This window comes from Clostridium taeniosporum, from assembly GCF_001735765.2.
Taxonomy (GTDB): Bacteria; Bacillota; Clostridia; order Clostridiales; family Clostridiaceae; genus Clostridium; species Clostridium taeniosporum.
On sequence record NZ_CP017253.2, the window covers coordinates 1,189,347 to 1,207,829 of the forward strand.

The following is an 18,483-nucleotide window of genomic DNA, read 5'->3' on the forward strand; positions in this document are numbered from 1 at the left end:
ATAAAATTCTTGACTTTTATCGACACACTTTATATAATAAATTGTGTTTGCTTAACAAATATAATATGTTTAAGGAGTGAGAAAGAACTTATTTTTAAATAGATAAGTTCAGTTGATTATGAAAATACGAGTTTCAGATCTTATTTCAAGAAAAGAAAGAAGTAAAAAAATTGACTACAAATTTGAAATACCTAAGTTTGAATTTGAAGGAGATGTAATCACTCCAGTAAGTAAGTGCGAAGTATCAGGAGTAATAACATCTGATAAAGACATTGTAATAATGAAAGCTAAAGTAACTTGTACTTTAGAAATGAATTGTTCAAGATGTTTAGATACCTTTATCTATCCAATAGATATTGATATAGAAGAGAGGTTTGCCAATAATAATAGTCTTGAAAATGAAGATGTTATTATTGTGCTTGATGACATTTTAGACATCGCACAAGTAGTAGAATCTAATATAATATCTAGTTTACCAATTCAAAGACTTTGCAAAAGTGATTGTAAAGGTCTTTGTCAAGAATGTGGTGCAAACCTTAATAAGGAATCATGTTCTTGTAATAATGATGATGTAGATATTAGATTTGATGTTCTAAAAGGTTTTTTTGACAATAAGGAGGTGTAGTTATGGGAAATCCTGCGAGAAAGTGTTGTAGCGCAAGAAGAGATTCAAGAAGAGCTCAAACATTTAAGGCTAGTTTACCTGGCATAGTTGAGTGTCCTCAATGTCATGAAATGAAGCTTGCTCATAGAGTATGTAAAAATTGTGGATTTTACAAAAATAAAGAAGTTGTATCTTCAGAAAAATAAAAGAAAGTCTTTGGACTTTCTTTTATTTATATATTAGAATATTATTTAAGTAAAATGTTTTAATATATGAATATAATTTAATTAAAAATGTTTTAGGTATATGAAAATAAATAACTAGTCAGTATGCTAGTTATTTATTTGAATATGCATTAAGATTAATTAAATTTATTATAATTAATACTTTTAATTAATCTATTTTTTTATTATTTATAGAAAAAAGGGGTTATGTTTATGAAAATAGCTATTGATGGAATGGGTGGGGATAATGCACCTAGTGCAGTTGTAGAAGGTATATTGTTAGCATTAAAAGAATATAGTGAAATAACTTTTTACATTACAGGTCCAGAAGAAAAAATATTATTAGAACTTTCAAAATATGATTACCCAAAAGATAAAGTTATCATAATAGAAGCAAAAGAAGTTATATCTACAAATGAGCATCCAGTTATGGCTTTAAGAAGAAAAAAAGACTCTAGTATTGTTAAAGCTTTAAATTTAGTTAAAGATGGAACATGCGATGCTATAATTTCAGCTGGAAGTACAGGAGCATTCTTGGCAGGGTGTACATTAATTGTAGGAAGAATTAAAGGGATAGAACGTCCTGCATTAGGGCCTATAATACCAGGTAGAAGAGGAAACTTTATGATAGTTGATGCTGGGGCTAATGTAGATAGTAAACCTGAATATTTAGTTCAATTCAGTAAGATGGGAAGAATTTATTATAAAAACGTATTTAATGTTGAGAATCCAAGTGTTGGATTGTTAAATATCGGTTCTGAAGAAGAAAAAGGAAATGATCTTACAAAAGCTACCTATAAATTATTAAAAGAAGAAGATTCTATAAATTTTGTAGGTAATATAGAACCAAGATATATACCTACAGGAGACACTAATATTATTGTAAGTGATGGTTTTGCAGGTAATACAGCATTAAAAATGTATGAAGGATCAGCTAAAAATATCTTAGGTATGATAAAAGACGAAGTTTTAAAAGCAGACTTAAAGAGTAAAATAGGTATAGCGTTATTAAAGCCTTTTTTAAAGAAAATCATGAAAAAATTTGATTATAAGGAATATGGTGGAGCACCTTTCTTGGGCGTAAATGGTATTTGCATAAAAGCTCATGGTAGTTCTGATAGTAAAGCTTTTAAAAATGCTATTAGACAGACTAAGATTTTTTATGAAAATAATGTTTTAGATGAAATAAAAAAAGAGTTTGAAAGAAAAAACTAAATCTTATTTATAAAGTTATTTAATTTAATATTGACTATGGAAAAAATATATACTATTATCTAACTGTAGAGTTCGGGAGGTGAAATAAATGTTTGAAAAAATTAAAAATATTATAGCAGATAAATTAAGTATTGATTTAGAAAGTATTACTATGGAATCATCATTTATTGAAGATTTAAATGCAGATTCATTAGATATAGTTGAACTTATAATGGCATTAGAAGATGAATTAGATATGGAAATACCAGACGAAGATGTTGAAAACTTTAAAACTGTTGGAGACGTTGTTAATTATGTAAAAGCTCATTACGACGAATAATATGATCCCGCATATGAGCGGGATTTTCTTTATAACTAGTTTATTCTTGAATTTGTTATATTTTTACTAAAATTATTTTTAGCAAGTTGAAGAATAAACTTCAAGGAGTGTATGTGAATGAATAAATATAAATTTAATGATATAGAAAATCGCTTAGGAGTTTATTTTAATAATCAATCATTAATTAAAACTGCATTAACTCACAGTTCATTTGGTAATCAATTTAAAGATGCTAAATATAATGAGAGATTAGAGTTTTTAGGAGATTCTGTATTGCAACTTTGTATTACAGAGTATCTTTTTAATAAATTTAAAGATAAGTCAGAAGGAGAATTGACTAAAATAAGAAGCTTAATAGTTTGTGAAAATTCACTTTACGAAATAGCTAAAAAGTTAAATCTTGGAGAATATATAAGGATGAGTAAGGGTGAAGAACTTACTGGCGGAAGAGAAAGAATGTCTATACAAGCAGATGCTGTTGAAGCAGTAATTGCAGCAGTTTATTTAGATAAGGGGATAGGTTTTGTAAATGACTTTATATTACTTCATTTTGAGCATATAATATATAAAGCGATAAATAATGAAATAGTATTAGATTTTAAAACTAAATTACAAGAATTATTACAAAAAGATGGAGAAATACTAATTCAATATGAATTAGTAAAACATGAAGGTCCACCTCATAGAAGAAAATTTTTTACTAATGTAATTATAAATGAAAAAGTTATGGGGGTAGGAGAAGGATATAGTAAAAAAGAAGCTGAACAAAATGCAGCAAAAGAAGCTTTGAAGAGGTTAGAAAAAAAATATGAGTAAAAATTATTATATTATTCCTATATTTGTACCACAAGAAGGATGTCCACATAAATGTGTATTCTGCAATCAAGATAGAATAACAGGACTTAAAGATATAGTAACTACCGATATAGTAAGAAAAACAATAGACGATTATTTAGAAACTATAGTAAATAAAGATGCTGTTATAGAAGTTTCATTCTTTGGTGGTACATTCACAGCAGTAAAAGAAGAAAAGCAAAAAGCATTTTTAGAAATTGCTAGAGAATATAAAAATAAGAATCTAATTGATAAAATAAGACTTTCTACAAGGCCTGATGCAATAAATGATTATATACTTACTTATTTAAAAGAATATAAGGTTGACATAATAGAACTAGGAGTACAGTCATTAGATGATGAAATATTAAGAAAAGCTGGAAGAGGTCATTATGTATCAGATGTAAAGAAAGCATCATCATTAATAAAAGAATATGGATTTGTTTTAGGGCATCAAATAATGCCGGGTTTACCAGGTGATACTTCTGAAAAAGATATTTTAACAACAAGACTATCAATAGAAATGAAACCAGATATATGTAGAATATATCCAGCATTAGTTATAAAAGATACTCCTATGGAAAAAATGTATAAGATGGGATTGTATGTACCATATACTTTAGAAGAAGCAGTACAAATTAGTAAAGCAATGTATAAGTTATATATTGAAAATAATATTCAAGTTATTAGAATAGGTCTTCAACCAACTGAAAGCATAAATGAAGGAGCTGATATAGTATCAGGACCGTTTCATCCAGCATTTAGAGAATTAGTTGAGAGTAGTTTAATATCAGATTTGATTAATTCCAATGTAGAAAGTGAAGAAGATATTGAATTAAGAATAAATCCAAAGGATATAAGTAAATTATATGCTAACAAAAAGAGATATTTTAATACTATAAAAAATAAAAAAATTATCATTAAACAGGATTTAAATATTTTAAGAGGAAATATAAAATTAATAACTCAAGATAAAAATATTAATATTACATATTAGCGAGGGGAAACTCTCGCTTTTTAAATTAATGTTTGGTTAAAATCTTATTGAATTGATATTTAAATGCCTTTAAAATAAAATTATTAGAAATAAGGAGTGTTATTTTATGAAAAGGAAGACTAGAGAAAAATTTAAAATAGGTATGGCTATTTTTATTATTTTAATTTTTATTATAGGATTATTACCAGTATTTTTACTATAAGGAGTGAGGTTTTTGTTTTTAAAATCCCTAGATATAAGAGGATTTAAGTCTTTTGCAGATAAGACGGAATTAAAGTTTAACAATGGAGTAACTGCAGTAGTAGGTCCAAATGGTAGTGGAAAAAGTAATATTTCTGATGCTGTTAGATGGGTTTTAGGAGAACAAAGTGTTAAAACTCTTAGAGGCGGAAAAATGGAAGATGTAATTTTTGCAGGAACCCAATATAGAAAACCTGTAGGATTAGCTCAAGTTTCTTTGACTTTAGATAATAGTGATAAAAAACTATCAACAGAATATAGTGAAGTTACTGTATCAAGAAGAATATTTAGATCTGGAGAGTCTGAATATTTAATAAATAACAAGAAATGCAGACTTAAAGATGTAATAAATCTTTTTATGGATACTGGTATTGGTAAAGAAGGTTATTCATTAATAGGGCAAGGAAAGATTGAATCCATATTAAGTGGAAGACCAGAAGAAAGAAGGGCGCTCTTAGAAGAAGCGGCTGGTATAGTTAAGTTTAAAAGTAGAAAAGAAGAAGCAGAAAAAAAGTTAGCCAATACTGATAGTAATTTAGTTAGGATAAGAGATATAATATCTACTTATAGTGAACGTATAGAGCCATTAAGAATAGATAGAGAAAAAGCATTGAAATTTAATTTTATATCTGAAGATCTTAGAAAAAACGAAGTTTCATTATTGGTTAAATACATAAAAATAAAAGAAAAAGAATTAAAAGAATTTGATGATGAATTAAGAAATAAGAATTTTCTTATTAATGAAAAGAAAAAAGAACTAGAGTTACATAAAAATAAATTAAAATATTTAGAGGAAAATATTAATTTATTAGAAAAAGAAACAGAACAAGAAAAGACTGTTTATTATAAATTAAAAGAGTTAATAAGTGAATATTACAAAGATATAGAATTGAATAAAGAAAGAATTAAAAATCTTAAAGAAAAGATTTTTAAAAATAATGGAGAAATACAAAGTTTATCATTAAAGATTAAGGATTTAGAAGAAACAAAAGTTAATTCAAATACCTATTTAGAAGATTATTTAAAAGAACAAAAAGAAAAAAATGAGACTATTACTAATTTAGAGGAGATAAAATTAAATCTTTTAAATGAACAAGAAAATATGAAAGTAGAACTTTCTAAACTTAAAGAGGATGAATTTGAACTACTTAGAAGTAATTCAGAAACAAAAAATTCTATAACATTAATAAGTAAAGAAATATTAATAAAAGAAGAGAAAAAAACAGAATTAGAAAAATCATATGAGTTTATAAAGCATAATATGACTATTAATGGTGTTACTTATGAAAATTTATTAAGTAAAATAATGAATGATAAAAAAGAAATAAGTTTTTTAGAACAAGCCATAAGTAAAGATAAAAGTTCTATGACTTCATTAATGACTAAATTAACTAATAAACAAAAGGAATTAACTAAATTAAATAATTTAGTAACTAAGCTAGAAGCTAACAAAAATATATTAGAGAATTTAGAAAAGCAATATGAGGGCTACAACAAATCTGTTAAATATTTAATGGAAGCTATAAATAAGGGATTACTTGGAGATGTTAAAAACACTAAGATTCTTGGAGAAGTATTTAAAGTTGAAAAAAAATATGAGATAGCAATTGAAATAGCCTTAGGTTCAATAATTTCTAATGTTATTACTGAAAATGAAGATAATGCTAAAAATTTAATAAGGTATTTAAAAGATAATAAATTAGGTAGAGCTACATTTTTACCGTTAAATATAATAAAGGGTAAGAAGTTGATGTTAGACAATAAAGTTACTAAAATTGATGGATATATTGGTTTAGGTAGCGAAATTGTTTCTTATGAATCAACTTATGAAAACATATTAAGTCATGTATTAGGTAGAACTATAATAGCAAGAGATATGAATTCTGCATTAGAAATAGCTAAAAATGGAAATTACAGATACAAGATAGTTACTTTAGATGGAGAAGTTATAAGTCCGGGAGGAGCGTTGACTGGAGGAAGTATTTATGCCAAACACAGTAATGTACTTGGAAGAAAAAGAGAGATTGAAGAAACACTATTAAAAATAGATATAACAAAAAATAACTATGTTGAAGTTGAAAAAGAAATATTATTAATAAGAGAAGATGTAAAAAAATTAGATGAAGAAATATTAAATAAAAGAGATGAGGTGCATTATAAAAATATTGAGATAACTAAAAAACAAGGTGAAGCTGAAAGATTAAAAAATGATACTAATAAATTTAAAGATAATTTAGAAATAACTAAAAATGAAATTAAAAGAGTAGAAAATGACATAAAGAGATTAAATTCTGATTTTGAAAATAAAAAAATAGAAATTAAAGTTATTGAGGATAAAAATACATTTAACAAAGATAGATATTTAAAATTAGAGGAATCTATTAAAGAAAAAAATAAAGAAATAGATGAAATATTTAATAAGATCACAGATATAAAAATTAATAAAGCAACTTTAGATGAAACTATTCAAAATGAAAAAAATCAATTTATCAGATTAGAAAAAGAATTAAAAGAATTAAAATTAAAAGAAAAATCACTTTTATCTGAAAATAATGCAAATAAGGAAAATCTTATAAAATTAGAAAGTGATGTTAAGATTAAAGTCAATGCTACTAATGAAAATAAAATTAAAATAGAAGTATTAGAAAAGAAATTAAAAGATAGAGATTTAGAAAAAGAAAAGTTAAAAGAAAAGTTATTAAAACAGGATAATTTAATAACTAATATATTTGAAATAATAAATTCAAAGGAAAGAGATATAAATAAAAGAGAAGTTATTAAAGCTAAAAAGGAAATAGAGAAGGATAATTATTATAAAAAATTAAATGAGGAATTAGATTTAACATATGTTGAAGCATTAGAGATATCTGAGGAAGTTGAAAATGAAGATGAAATTAAAGAGTTAATTAAAAAGTTAAAGATGCAGATATCAGCACTTGGAACTGTAAATTTAGCAGCAATTGAGGAATATGAAGAAGTTAAAGAGAAATTTGATTTTATGTCTTCTCAAGAAAAAGATTTAGAGTGTGCAAAAGAGGAACTTAAGTCTGTTATTGATGAAATGACAAGTAAGATGAAAGATTTGTTTAAAGAGAATTTTAAGATATTAAATAAAACTTTCAATGAAACTTTTAGAGAATTATTTAAAGGTGGAAGTGCAGAACTTATTTTATGTGATGGTGATGAATTAACAGCTAATATAGATATAAATGTTGAACCACCAGGTAAAAAACTTCAAAATATAAATTTATTATCAGGTGGAGAAAAAGTTTTATCTGCAATTGCGTTATTATTTTCAATATTAAAGATGAAACCAACACCATTTTGTATATTAGATGAGATAGAAGCTGCACTGGATGATGCAAATGTATATAGATATGCAGAGTTTTTAACTAAGTTTTCTAAAAATACTCAATTTATAGTTATAACTCATAGAAAAGGTACTATGGAAGTAAGTGATATAATTTATGGTGTTACTATGGAAGAAAAAGGTGTATCAAAAGTTGTATCAGTAGATTTAACTGCTAGTTAAGTAAAATTATTGGATAATTGTATTTAGTAGATTATTTTTTATAAAATTTATAAATTATTATTTAGAAGTTTAAGGATATATTATATACTATAATAAATAAAACAATATATATAGCACAAATTGAGAAAAATATATGTAGATTTAAATTTTTAGGAGGAATTAAATTTGTTTGGAAATTTATTTAATAAACTAAAAGAGGGATTAACTAAAACAAGAGATGGGTTAACAGATAAAATAAATGAAGCTTTAAAAATAGCTATAACAATAGATGAAGATTTATATGAAGAATTAGAAGAAATATTAATAACATCAGATGTAGGTATGGATACTACCATGGATATTATTGAAAGATTGAGAAAAAAAATTCGTAAAGAAAAAATTAATGATCCGCAGGAAGTAAAGCCAGCATTAAAAGAAGTTATAAAAGAAATATTACTTGAAGGTGACAATGAAGAAAATTATAATGATGAAAAGAAAGTGATGCTTATTATAGGTGTAAATGGGGTTGGAAAAACTACTTCAATTGGAAAACTTGCAGCTAAAAATAAAAGAGATGGTAAAAAAGTTTTACTTGTAGCAGCGGATACTTTTAGAGCAGCAGCAATAGATCAATTAGAAGTTTGGAGCCAAAGAGCACAAGTCGATATAATAAAACATCAAGAAGGATCAGATCCAGCAGCAGTTGTATTTGATGCCATAGAAGCTTCTAAAGCCAGAAATACTGATTTATTAATATGCGATACGGCAGGAAGACTTCATAATAAAAAGAATTTAATGAATGAACTTGAAAAAATTAATAGAATTATTGATAGAGAATTAAGGGATATTAAAAAAGAAACTTTATTAGTATTAGATGCAACAACTGGTCAAAATGCGGTAATGCAAGCAAAACAATTTATGGAAGTTTGTCCGATAGATGGTATAATATTAACTAAGTTAGATGGAACAGCAAAAGGTGGAGTTGTAATTTCTATTAAGCAAAGTTTAAATATACCTGTTAGATATATAGGTGTTGGAGAAAGTGTTGACGATCTTCAAGAATTTGATGCTGAAAGTTTTGCAGAAGTATTAATTTAATATGAACAAAATATAATTTATAAGATATTTAATATATTAATAAAAGGATTAAAATAAAAAATATAACTGTTAAGTAAAAATACTTGACAGCTGTATAAAATCCTGTTAAAATCTCTTTTGTGGGTAAGGTGATCTTATGGAAGACCGAGTTGAAATTTCATTATTGATGGATTTTTATAGTTCATTATTGACGGAAAAACAACATAGTGTTATGACATTGTATTATAATGATGATTTGTCTTTAGGTGAAATAGCAGAAATAAATAAAACAAGTCGTCAAGCAATTCATGATTTAATAAAAAGATGTTATAAACAGCTTCTATCATATGAAAGTAAGCTTAACTTACTTCAAAAGAGTATGAAAAGAGAAGAAAATATTATGAATTTTTTAGAGGAACTAAAAGAAAAGTATTCTATTAGTAATGATGAATACTTAACGTTTAAAGAAAAGCTAGAAAATTTATAGGGAGGTAATAAACATGGCTTTTGAAGGTTTAGGCGAAAAATTACAGGAAACTTTTAGGAAGTTAAAAGGTAAAGGAAAGTTAACTGAAAAAGATATAAAGGAAGCCATGAGAGAAGTAAAGCTTGCCTTATTAGAAGCAGATGTTAACTATAGAGTTGTTAAAACTTTTATTTCAAATGTTAGCTCAAAGTGTGTTGGAGATGAAGTTCTTGAAAGTTTAACACCAGGTCAACATGTTATAAAAATAGTTAACGAAGAACTTACTAATCTTATGGGTGGAAGTGAGAGTAAAATAAATTACTCGAGTTCAGGAACAACAGTAATTATGTTAGTAGGTCTTCAAGGAGCAGGAAAAACTACCATGTGTGGTAAACTTGCACTTGAACTTAGAAAGAATAATAAAAAACCATTATTAGTTGCGTGTGACGTTTATAGACCAGCAGCTATAAAACAATTAGAGGTTGTTGGAAAACAAATTGAAATTCCAGTATTCTCAATGGGTGATAAAGTTAATCCTGTTGATATTGCTAAAGCTGGTATAGCTCATGGAAAAGATAATGGAAATAATGTTATAATAATAGATACAGCAGGTAGACTTCATATAGATGAAGATTTAATGAAGGAACTTCAAGATATAAAAGAAAATGTTAATCCATCTGAAATACTTTTAGTTGTTGATGCAATGACAGGTCAAGATGCAGTAAATGTTGCAGAAAGTTTTAATAAAGATTTAGATGTAACAGGTGTAATTCTTACTAAATTAGATGGAGATACAAGAGGTGGTGCTGCACTTTCAATAAGAAGTATCACTGAAAAGCCAATAAAGTATATAGGTACTGGCGAAAAGATGAATGATTTCGAGGTGTTTCATCCTGATAGAATGTCATCAAGAATACTTGGTATGGGAGATGTATTATCTCTTATAGAAAAAGCACAAAGTGCTATTGATGAAAAAGAAGCAGCTGATTTAGGAAAAAGAATGTTAAATCAAGAATTTAACTTTAATGATTACTTAACAGCTATAGAGCAAATGAAAAAGCTAGGGCCTTTAAATAAAATTTTAGAAATGATTCCAGGAATGAATTCTAAAGAACTTCAAAATGTGGATTTATCTAAAGGCGAAGATGCTATAAATAAAACAAAAGCAGTCATTCAATCTATGACAGAAAAAGAAAGAAATAATCCTGGATTACTTACATCAGGAAATACTGCAAGCTCAAGAAAAAAGAGAATTGCAAGGGGTGCAGGTACTACAATACAGGAAGTTAATAAGCTTGTAAAAAGCTATGAAATGATGAAGAAAAATATGAAGCATATGAAGTCGCTTCAAAAGCAGTCTAAAAAAGGTTTATTTGGAAAATTACCTTTTAAAATAAATAGTATCTTTTAAAGGAGGTGAAATTAAAAATGGCAGTTAAAATTAGATTAAGAAGAATGGGAGCTAAAAAAGCACCTTTCTATAGAATAGTTGTTGCTGATTCAAGAAGCCCAAGAGATGGTAGATTCATCGAAGAAATTGGTTACTACAATCCAATAACTGAACCAGCTGAAGTTAAAATAAATGAAGAAAAAGCTAACCAATGGTTACAAAATGGTGCACAACCAACAGATGTAGTTAAGAAGCTTTTCACTCAAGCAGGTCTTAGCAAGTAATTTTGTGGAGGTGAAATCTATAATTAGTACATATTAATTATAGGGGTTTATGAAAGAATTAGTTGAGTTTATAGCTAAATCTCTAGTTGATAATCCAGAAGCCGTTAGTATCAATGAGATTATTGGTGAACAATCAATAATTTTAGAGCTAAAAGTAGCTCCTGAAGATATGGGTAGAGTTATCGGTAAACAAGGGAGAATAGCCAAAGCAATTAGAACTGTTGTAAAAGCCGTAGCCATTAAACAAAATAAACGAGTTATAGTAGAGATCATTTAAAAATAAAGAGTTAGGGTTAATCCTAACTCTTTTTAAGTACTTAAAATAAAACAATATGTAAAGGAGTGACTCTTTTGGAAGAGATATTTAAAATAGGGCAAATCATAAATACTCACGGAATTAAAGGTGAAGTAAAAGTATATCCATTAACTAATGATGTTAAGAAATTTAAAAAATTAAAAAACGTTTTGATTGATGGAGAAGAAAGAAATATACAAGGTGTTAAATTTCAAAAAGATAGAGTTATCTTAAAGATAGAAGGAATAGACACTATGAATGATGCTGAAACTTATAAACAAAAATATATTGAGATATTTAGAAGTAGTGAGCCATCACTAGAAGAAGATACTTATTATATAGTTGATTTAATAGGTTGTGATGTTTATGATACTGATAATATAGAGCTTGGAAAAATATTTGATGTTATTAGTACACCTAACAATGATGTATATTGGATAAAGGAGCCTAAAGAATTATTAATTCCTGTTTTAAAAGATATTGTTTTAGATATTGATATAGATAATAAAAAAATAGTAATAAAACCAGTTAGGCAGTGGCAAGATGAAGATTAGCATACTTACTCTTTTTCCTGAAATGTTTTCAATATTTAATCATAGTATAATTGGGAGGGCTCAAGAAAATAATTTAATAGAGTTAGAATTATTGAATATACGTGATTATACTTTAAATAAACATAAAAAGGTAGATGATTATCCTTATGGAGGTGGTGCAGGAATGGTTATGGCACCACAACCAATAGTAGATACTATAAGAAAAGCTAAAGAAAACAATAATGGAAAAGTAGTTTTTTTAGGACCTAGAGGAAAAACATTTAATCAAAAAATGGCGATGGATCTTTCAAATGAAGATAATTTAATATTCTTGTGTGGGCATTATGAAGGAATAGATCAACGTGTATATAAATATATTGATATGGAAATATCATTAGGTGATTTTATTCTTACAGGAGGAGAAATGGCCGCAATTCCAGTAATAGATTCTATTTTGAGGTTAATACCAGGAGTGCTTGGAAAAGAAGAAAGCTTTATGGATGAATCCTTTAGCGATGAATTATTAGAATATCCTCAATATACAAGGCCATATGATTTTGAAGGGGATAAAGTCCCAGAAATACTTTTATCAGGTCATCATGAAAATATAAGAAAATGGAGAAGGTTGCAATCTTTGAACTTAACTAAAGAGAAGAGGTCGGATTTATATAAAAAAGTTATTTTCACAAAAGAAGATAAAAAACTTTTGGGAATAAAAAAGAAATAAATTTTATTGAAACAAATAAAAAAATATGTTATTATTGAAAATGTGCTAGTACGGGCGTTCCTCTGTCAAGCATAGATTTTGTTAAGAACGTCAAATTATCTTAAGGAGGGAATGCACAATGAACGAAATAATAAGAGCTATTGAAGCTGAACAATTAAGAACTGACCTACCAAACTTTAAAATTGGAGACAATGTAAAAGTTTATGTTAAGGTTAAAGAAGGTACAAGAGAAAGAGTACAAATGTTTGAAGGTACTGTAATTAAGAAACAAAACGGTGGATTAAGAGAAACTTTCACTGTAAGAAGACTTGCTTATGGATGCGGTGTTGAAAGAACATTCCCAATGCATGCACCAATAATCGAAAAAATCGAAATTTCAAGAAGAGGTAAAGTAAGAAGAGCTAAACTTTACTACTTAAGAGATAGAGTTGGTAAGGCTGCAAAAGTTAAAGAATTATTAACTAGATAATTAGATTAAAAGGTGGACTGATTCAGTCCTCTTTTTTTCTATAATAAATTAATAGAAGCTTAAGCTTCTTTTTCTTTTAATATATTCTAAAGGAGGAATTGAAATGGCAATTAACTGGTTTCCAGGGCATATGAAAAAAACTCAAAGAGAGATAAAAGAAAACTTAAAATTAGTAGATGCGGTTATAGAAATAAGAGATGCTAGAATACCAAGAAGTTCTGCTAATCCAGATATAGATAATTTATTAAAGGGTAAACCAAGAATAATACTTTTAAATAAAAGTGATTTAACAGAGGCTAAAGTTACAAAAGAATGGATTAAACATTTAACTAAAGATGATGTTAAAGTATTAGAAGTCAATTGTTTAAAAGGAGAAGGATTAAAGGCAATAAAACCTATGCTTTTATCATTGCTTAAAGAAAAACATGAGAGATTAAAAGCAAAAGGAATGGTTAATATAACAACTAGAGTTATGGTTGTGGGAATTCCTAATGTTGGTAAATCTACATTTATAAATAAGATGGCTAGAAATAGTATAGCTAGAACTGGGGATAGACCAGGTGTAACTAAAAGTAAACAATGGATAAAAACATCAATAGGTATAGAACTTTTAGATACTCCAGGAGTATTATGGCCTAAATTTGAGGATGAGAAAACTGCATTAAATTTAGCTTTTACAGGAGCTATAAAAGATGAAATAATGGATATAGAAGAACTTTCATATAAGCTTGTTGAAAGATTGCAAAAATTTTATAAAGAAAATATAAAAGAAAGATATAAAATAGAAGATGTTTGTGAAGATCCATTAGAAACATTAAATTCTATAGCTAGAAAAAGAGGTGCTTTAGTTTCAGGTGGAGAAATCAATTACAATAGGATAGCTGTTATATTATTAGACGAATTTAGAGCAGGAAGAATAGGAAAGATTTCATTAGAACGTCCAGGTGATATTGATGGATAATTTTCTTAAATTAGATATAGATAAATTGTCATATAAAATTATAAAAGAAGAAGTTTCTAAAATATCAATTGTTGATAATTATAGATGCGAAAAGTTAAATAGGATAATTACTAAACTGTTGAATGATAAAAGAAAAAACGTATCATCCTTAGGTAAGACCATGCAAAAACATTTAGATGCATATATTAAAGAGATGCATAGAGTAAAATCTATGTATAAATTTGATAAATCTTTTGGAGATTTTAAATATGTGGCAGGTGTTGATGAAGTTGGAAGAGGACCATTAGCAGGTCCTATTGTAGCTTGCGCAGTAGTATTAGATTTAAATGTAATAGAAGAAGATTTAATTTTATATTTGAACGATTCTAAAAAGATAAATCATATAAAAAGAGAAGAGTTATCAGAAATAATTAGAGAAAAAGCTATAGCATATCATATAGCTATTTCTTCAAATAATGAAATAGATGAGAAAGGCATAGCGTTTTGCAATAATCAAGTATTTCTAGATTCTTGCAATAATTTAAGTGTAAAACCCGATTTGGTATTATCAGATGGTTATAGAATAAAGAATATAGATATTCCCAATGAATTTGTAATAAAGGGTGATACCAAAAGTGCAAGTATTGCAGCTGCATCTATATTAGCAAAAGTATATAGAGATAATTTAATGAAGGAATATTCTAATAAATATCCAAATTATGATTTTGAAAATAATATGGGATATGGAACTCCAAAACACATAGATGGACTAAGAGAATATGGGAAATGTGAAATACATAGAAATAGTTTTTTAAATAATATATTATAATAAGGTATATTCAAATAAATAACTAGTCAGTATGCTAGTTTATTTTGTGAACTACTTCTTCCTTGTAATCTGCTAATAGCACAATTATTAGCAAAACCCAAGTCATTGTATTTCATAAAATAACTGTGGTATCTTAGACTTGTTATTTATTTTTATATACCTAAATACCTTGTAGAATAATAAAAAATTATTTTACAAGGTATTCTTTTATGTTCTGAAGGCATCTTTAATATGATTTATTTTATATGATGAATTAACTCTGTTTAAATAAACCTCAATGACATCAAAACGTACATTTGAATTATTAAGTTTTTGATAATAAATATAGGAGGTTGCCACTTTTATGATATTTTTTTGTTTTTTAAAAGAGACAGATTCTTTTGGAATACCAAATGAATAATCATATCTACCCTTTACTTCTATTATTATTAATGTAGAATTTTTTATACATATTATATCTATTTCTCCTATAAAATTTTTAAAGTTACATTCTAATATCTTAAAACTATTTTTTTTCAAATAATCACAAGCTAATTTTTCACAATAGGTTCCTATATCTTTATTAAATTTTTTCATAGATATGTACTCCTAAAAATATATTTTCACTAGATGTAATATAAAAATTATGTTAATAATAGTAATATATTAAATATAGTAGATATTATTGACACTAATTTTATAAATAAATCATTTGATTTTAAAAGGATTAATAAAAATTTATTTGTCTATAATGTTAATGGGTGATTTAAAATGTCTATAAAAATAATAAGTGCTACACAAAATGGTTTAGAAGGGTTATTAATAGAGGTTGAAGTTGATATATCCAAAGGATTACCATCATTTTCAATTGTTGGATTAGCAGATACTTCAGTAAAAGAATCTAAGGAACGTGTAAGATCAGCAATTTTAAATAGTGGATACGAATTTCCATTAGGAAGAATAACAATTAATTTAGCTCCAGCAGATATAAAGAAAATAGGATCTCTTTTAGATTTGCCTATAGCTTTAGGAATACTTATGGCTTCTAATCAAATAAAATGTAACAAAGTAAACGATTATATAATTTTTGGAGAATTATCTTTATCAGGAGAATTAAAAGCAGTAAAGGGATGTATACCTATAATAATAGAAGGTATAAAAGAGAATAAAAATAGATTTATATTTCCTTACGAAAATTTAGAGGAAAGTTACTATTTTGATGAAGGAGAATATTATCCGTTTAAAAATTTCAAAGAAGTAATATCATATATAACATATAAGGATTTATTACCTTGTAAAGTATCTAATGAAAGTATTGAAATGCAAAAAAAATTAGAACTTTTAGATTTTGGAGAAATAATAGGACAATATTCATCAAAAAGGGCATTGGAAATTTCAGCAGCTGGAAAACATAATATTTTGTTATATGGAGAACCAGGGTGTGGAAAAACAATGCTTGCTAAAGCAATAACATCAATATTGCCACCATTATCTAAAAAAGAATTATTAGAAATAGCTAAAATATATAGTGCATCAGGTCTTATGCAAAAAAATACTATAATAAGACGTCCTTTTAGATGTCCACATCATACTACAACTAAAAATGCTTTAATTGGAGGAGGTAAAGAAATAAAAGCTGGAGAGGTAACATTAGCACATAATGGAATATTATTTCTCGATGAGGTATTAGAATTTAAAAAAGAATCATTAGAATCATTAAGAGAACCTTTAGAGGAAAAACAAATAAATATAGATAGAATCAGTGGTAGTTATACTATGCCAGCAAACTTTTTATTAATAGGAGCTTTTAATCCAATTGAAGAAAAGGATGAAAGCGTATTAGAAAATGGATTATATTCGCGATATAACGCTAAAAAATATTTTAGAAAATTTTCTACTGCTTTATTAGATAGAATAGATATATTAAATTTTGTTCCAAGATTAAAATATGATGATATAGAAAAAAGACAAGATTCATATAATTCTAAATTAATGAAAGAAAGAGTTTCTAAAGCAAGAGAAATTCAAGAAAAAAGATTTAAAAATACAAAATATAAATATAATTCAGATATAAAAGGAAAAGATGTGTTTGATATATGTAAAATGAATAAAGGATGTAGCAACATTTTAAAACATTACTATAATACTTCAAGTGTATCTATGAGAGGATATAGCAAAGTTATAAAATTAGCGCAAACAATAGCTGATATAGATGGAGATAAAGAAATTTTAGAACATCATATAATTGAAGCTTTTAATTATAGAAAAAATATAGATGGGGAGATTATATAATAAGGAATATGAAAATAAATAATAAGTCAAAGATGCTATGGATATTTTGTGAAATACAATAACTTTAGTTCTAATAATAGTTGTGCTATATGTACTATTAGTAGGTTCTAAGGAAGAAGTAGTTCACAAAATAAATTAGTATGCTGACTAATTATTTATTTGAATATGCCTAAGTGCAAGGAGATTTTTAATGTTAAATTATGAACTATGGTTTATTTTGTTAAATATAAGCAATAAAGAAAAAATAAGTTTAATAGATGAGTATGAAAATGAGGAAAATATATATAATAATTTTGAGAATATTTTAAAGGAAAATAAAAAAATACAAAAAAAACTTGGAAAGTTTGAAAAGAATGATTTGATTTATGAAATTATATCTTTAAACAATATATTAAATAAAAAAAGTATAGGATATATAACATACTCTAATCCATTGTATAAAGAGAGATTAAGACTATTTTCACCAATTCCATATTATTTATTTTATAAAGGAAATATTCAGTTAATAAATGAAAAATCTATAGCAATTGTAGGTGCAAGAAAGTGTTCAAATTATGCCTTAGCAGTAACAAAACTCTTGACAAAGGAGATTATTACTAATAATATAACGCTTATAAGTGGTGGTGCAAGAGGTGTAGATTCTATAGCTCATAAATCTGCTTTAGAAAATGGAGGAAGGACCATTATAGTTTTAGGTTGTGGTATAGATGTTGTATATCCAGCCGAGAATAAAGCTCTATTTTCAAAAGTGATTGAGGATGGATTGATTATTTCAGAATTTCCTTTAGGGACTAAACCTCTAAGACATAACTTTCCACTAAGAAATAGAATAATAAGTGGTTTAAGTGATGGAGTTATAGTTATAGAAGCAAGTGAAAAAAGTGGATCATTGATAACTGCGAGAATTGCACAAGAACAAAACAAAGATGTATTAGTTGTTCCAGGGTCTATATTATATGAAGGAGCTAAAGGTTCTAACAAATTAATTAAAGATGGATGTGATGTTTTAACTAGTATCAATGATTTAAGTAGATTTTTTGAAAAAAATCATATGAATATTCAGCCTATGAAGATAAGACCAGAAAAAAGAGAAATATTAGATATGATTACTGATGCACCAATTCATATCGATGATATATTTAAAAATAGTTGTGTTGACAGAGGAGCTTTATATGCGTTATTATTTGAAATGCAAATAAAGAACGAAATAATTTGCCTTCCTGGTAATTACTATATAAAAATAATTTAAAACAAATTT

The 18,483-nt window shown here is 26.5% G+C and carries 20 protein-coding genes; 19 read left to right on the forward strand and 1 reads right to left on the reverse strand.

Annotated features, from left to right (window positions below):
- Positions 1-118: 118 nt before the first annotated feature.
- The 17 genes from BGI42_RS05680 (at position 119) to BGI42_RS05760 (ending at position 14,954) form a co-directional block, all read left to right on the forward strand.
- Positions 119-625 (forward strand): YceD family protein, encoded by a 507-nt coding sequence (locus BGI42_RS05680; RefSeq protein ID WP_069681034.1) that lies wholly within the window; start codon positions 119-121, stop codon positions 623-625.
- A 2-nt stretch (positions 626-627) separates the two neighbouring features.
- Positions 628-810, forward strand: coding sequence for a 50S ribosomal protein L32 (gene rpmF, locus BGI42_RS05685; protein ID WP_069679400.1), 183 nt, complete (start codon positions 628-630; stop codon positions 808-810).
- A gap of 231 nt (positions 811-1,041) precedes the next feature.
- Entirely contained in the window at positions 1,042-2,043 is a 1,002-nt protein-coding gene (gene plsX / locus BGI42_RS05690) for a phosphate acyltransferase PlsX (protein ID WP_069679401.1), read from the forward strand.
- Between the two features lie 88 nt (positions 2,044-2,131).
- Positions 2,132-2,362, forward strand: a complete 231-nt coding sequence (gene acpP / locus BGI42_RS05695; protein ID WP_069679402.1) for an acyl carrier protein — start codon at positions 2,132-2,134, stop codon at positions 2,360-2,362.
- A gap of 117 nt (positions 2,363-2,479) precedes the next feature.
- A complete protein-coding gene (gene rnc, locus BGI42_RS05700) occupies positions 2,480-3,178 on the forward strand; it encodes a ribonuclease III (protein ID WP_069679403.1) in 699 nt (232 codons plus the stop codon).
- Positions 3,171-4,193, forward strand: coding sequence for an elongator complex protein 3 (locus BGI42_RS05705; protein ID WP_069679404.1), 1,023 nt, complete (start codon positions 3,171-3,173; stop codon positions 4,191-4,193). The genes rnc and BGI42_RS05705 overlap by 8 nt, the downstream gene beginning before the upstream one ends.
- A 214-nt stretch (positions 4,194-4,407) precedes the next feature.
- On the forward strand, positions 4,408-7,965 hold the full coding sequence (gene smc, locus BGI42_RS05710) for a chromosome segregation protein SMC (RefSeq protein ID WP_069679405.1): 3,558 nt from the start codon (positions 4,408-4,410) through the stop codon (positions 7,963-7,965).
- Positions 7,966-8,130: 165 nt separating this feature from the next.
- A complete protein-coding gene (ftsY, locus tag BGI42_RS05715) occupies positions 8,131-9,042 on the forward strand; it encodes a signal recognition particle-docking protein FtsY (protein ID WP_069679406.1) in 912 nt (303 codons plus the stop codon).
- Between the two features lie 136 nt (positions 9,043-9,178).
- Positions 9,179-9,508 (forward strand): putative DNA-binding protein, encoded by a 330-nt coding sequence (locus BGI42_RS05720; RefSeq protein ID WP_069679407.1) that lies wholly within the window; start codon positions 9,179-9,181, stop codon positions 9,506-9,508.
- Between the two features lie 13 nt (positions 9,509-9,521).
- Positions 9,522-10,898 carry a signal recognition particle protein gene (gene ffh / locus BGI42_RS05725; RefSeq protein WP_069679408.1) on the forward strand — a complete coding sequence of 459 codons (1,377 nt, stop codon included), beginning with the start codon at positions 9,522-9,524 and terminating at the stop codon, positions 10,896-10,898.
- Positions 10,899-10,915: 17 nt separating this feature from the next.
- Complete coding sequence (gene rpsP / locus BGI42_RS05730; RefSeq protein ID WP_069679409.1) at positions 10,916-11,161, forward strand: 30S ribosomal protein S16; 246 nt, start codon at positions 10,916-10,918, stop codon at positions 11,159-11,161.
- A 49-nt stretch (positions 11,162-11,210) separates the two neighbouring features.
- Positions 11,211-11,438, forward strand: coding sequence for a KH domain-containing protein (locus tag BGI42_RS05735; protein WP_003371032.1), 228 nt, complete (start codon positions 11,211-11,213; stop codon positions 11,436-11,438).
- A gap of 74 nt (positions 11,439-11,512) precedes the next feature.
- Positions 11,513-12,010: a ribosome maturation factor RimM gene (rimM, locus tag BGI42_RS05740; RefSeq protein ID WP_069679410.1), complete on the forward strand. Its 498-nt coding sequence runs from the start codon at positions 11,513-11,515 to the stop codon at positions 12,008-12,010.
- Positions 12,000-12,716 carry a tRNA (guanosine(37)-N1)-methyltransferase TrmD gene (gene trmD / locus BGI42_RS05745; protein WP_069679411.1) on the forward strand — a complete coding sequence of 239 codons (717 nt, stop codon included), beginning with the start codon at positions 12,000-12,002 and terminating at the stop codon, positions 12,714-12,716. The genes rimM and trmD overlap by 11 nt, the downstream gene beginning before the upstream one ends.
- 118 nt (positions 12,717-12,834) lie before the next feature.
- Complete coding sequence (gene rplS / locus BGI42_RS05750) at positions 12,835-13,185, forward strand: 50S ribosomal protein L19 (RefSeq protein ID WP_069679412.1); 351 nt, start codon at positions 12,835-12,837, stop codon at positions 13,183-13,185.
- Positions 13,186-13,288: 103 nt separating this feature from the next.
- Positions 13,289-14,146, forward strand: a complete 858-nt coding sequence (ylqF, locus tag BGI42_RS05755) for a ribosome biogenesis GTPase YlqF (protein WP_069679413.1) — start codon at positions 13,289-13,291, stop codon at positions 14,144-14,146.
- A complete protein-coding gene (locus BGI42_RS05760; RefSeq protein WP_069679414.1) occupies positions 14,139-14,954 on the forward strand; it encodes a ribonuclease HII in 816 nt (271 codons plus the stop codon). The genes ylqF and BGI42_RS05760 overlap by 8 nt, the downstream gene beginning before the upstream one ends.
- A gap of 207 nt (positions 14,955-15,161) precedes the next feature.
- Here BGI42_RS05760 and BGI42_RS05765 read toward each other — a convergent pair whose 3' ends face one another.
- Entirely contained in the window at positions 15,162-15,530 is a 369-nt protein-coding gene (locus tag BGI42_RS05765; protein WP_069679415.1) for a YraN family protein, read from the reverse strand.
- Between the two features lie 174 nt (positions 15,531-15,704).
- Here BGI42_RS05765 and BGI42_RS05770 point away from each other — a divergent pair, with 174 nt between their 5' ends.
- Both BGI42_RS05770 and dprA read left to right on the forward strand, forming a co-directional pair.
- Positions 15,705-17,225: a YifB family Mg chelatase-like AAA ATPase gene (locus tag BGI42_RS05770; protein WP_069679416.1), complete on the forward strand. Its 1,521-nt coding sequence runs from the start codon at positions 15,705-15,707 to the stop codon at positions 17,223-17,225.
- 190 nt (positions 17,226-17,415) lie between these two features.
- On the forward strand, positions 17,416-18,474 hold the full coding sequence (dprA, locus tag BGI42_RS05775) for a DNA-processing protein DprA (RefSeq protein WP_069679417.1): 1,059 nt from the start codon (positions 17,416-17,418) through the stop codon (positions 18,472-18,474).
- Positions 18,475-18,483 lie beyond the last annotated feature (9 nt).

Excerpts from the sequence above, each read along its gene's own strand:
- acpP (WP_069679402.1), top strand. The coding sequence starts at position 2,132 with ATGTTTGAAAAAATTAAAAATATTATAGCAGATAAATTAAGTATTGAT.
- BGI42_RS05720 (WP_069679407.1), top strand. The coding sequence starts at position 9,179 with ATGGAAGACCGAGTTGAAATTTCATTATTGATGGATTTTTATAGTTCA.
- BGI42_RS05680 (WP_069681034.1), top strand. The coding sequence starts at position 119 with ATGAAAATACGAGTTTCAGATCTTATTTCAAGAAAAGAAAGAAGTAAA.
- rnc (WP_069679403.1), top strand. The coding sequence starts at position 2,480 with ATGAATAAATATAAATTTAATGATATAGAAAATCGCTTAGGAGTTTAT.
- ffh (WP_069679408.1), top strand. The coding sequence starts at position 9,522 with ATGGCTTTTGAAGGTTTAGGCGAAAAATTACAGGAAACTTTTAGGAAG.
- BGI42_RS05770 (WP_069679416.1), top strand. The coding sequence starts at position 15,705 with ATGTCTATAAAAATAATAAGTGCTACACAAAATGGTTTAGAAGGGTTA.
- rpmF (WP_069679400.1), top strand. The coding sequence starts at position 628 with ATGGGAAATCCTGCGAGAAAGTGTTGTAGCGCAAGAAGAGATTCAAGA.
- BGI42_RS05705 (WP_069679404.1), top strand. The coding sequence starts at position 3,171 with ATGAGTAAAAATTATTATATTATTCCTATATTTGTACCACAAGAAGGA.
- dprA (WP_069679417.1), top strand. The coding sequence starts at position 17,416 with ATGTTAAATTATGAACTATGGTTTATTTTGTTAAATATAAGCAATAAA.
- BGI42_RS05765 (WP_069679415.1), bottom strand. The coding sequence starts at position 15,530 with ATGAAAAAATTTAATAAAGATATAGGAACCTATTGTGAAAAATTAGCT.
- rplS (WP_069679412.1), top strand. The coding sequence starts at position 12,835 with ATGAACGAAATAATAAGAGCTATTGAAGCTGAACAATTAAGAACTGAC.
- plsX (WP_069679401.1), top strand. The coding sequence starts at position 1,042 with ATGAAAATAGCTATTGATGGAATGGGTGGGGATAATGCACCTAGTGCA.
- ylqF (WP_069679413.1), top strand. The coding sequence starts at position 13,289 with ATGGCAATTAACTGGTTTCCAGGGCATATGAAAAAAACTCAAAGAGAG.
- rpsP (WP_069679409.1), top strand. The coding sequence starts at position 10,916 with ATGGCAGTTAAAATTAGATTAAGAAGAATGGGAGCTAAAAAAGCACCT.
- trmD (WP_069679411.1), top strand. The coding sequence starts at position 12,000 with ATGAAGATTAGCATACTTACTCTTTTTCCTGAAATGTTTTCAATATTT.
- BGI42_RS05735 (WP_003371032.1), top strand. The coding sequence starts at position 11,211 with ATGAAAGAATTAGTTGAGTTTATAGCTAAATCTCTAGTTGATAATCCA.
- BGI42_RS05760 (WP_069679414.1), top strand. The coding sequence starts at position 14,139 with ATGGATAATTTTCTTAAATTAGATATAGATAAATTGTCATATAAAATT.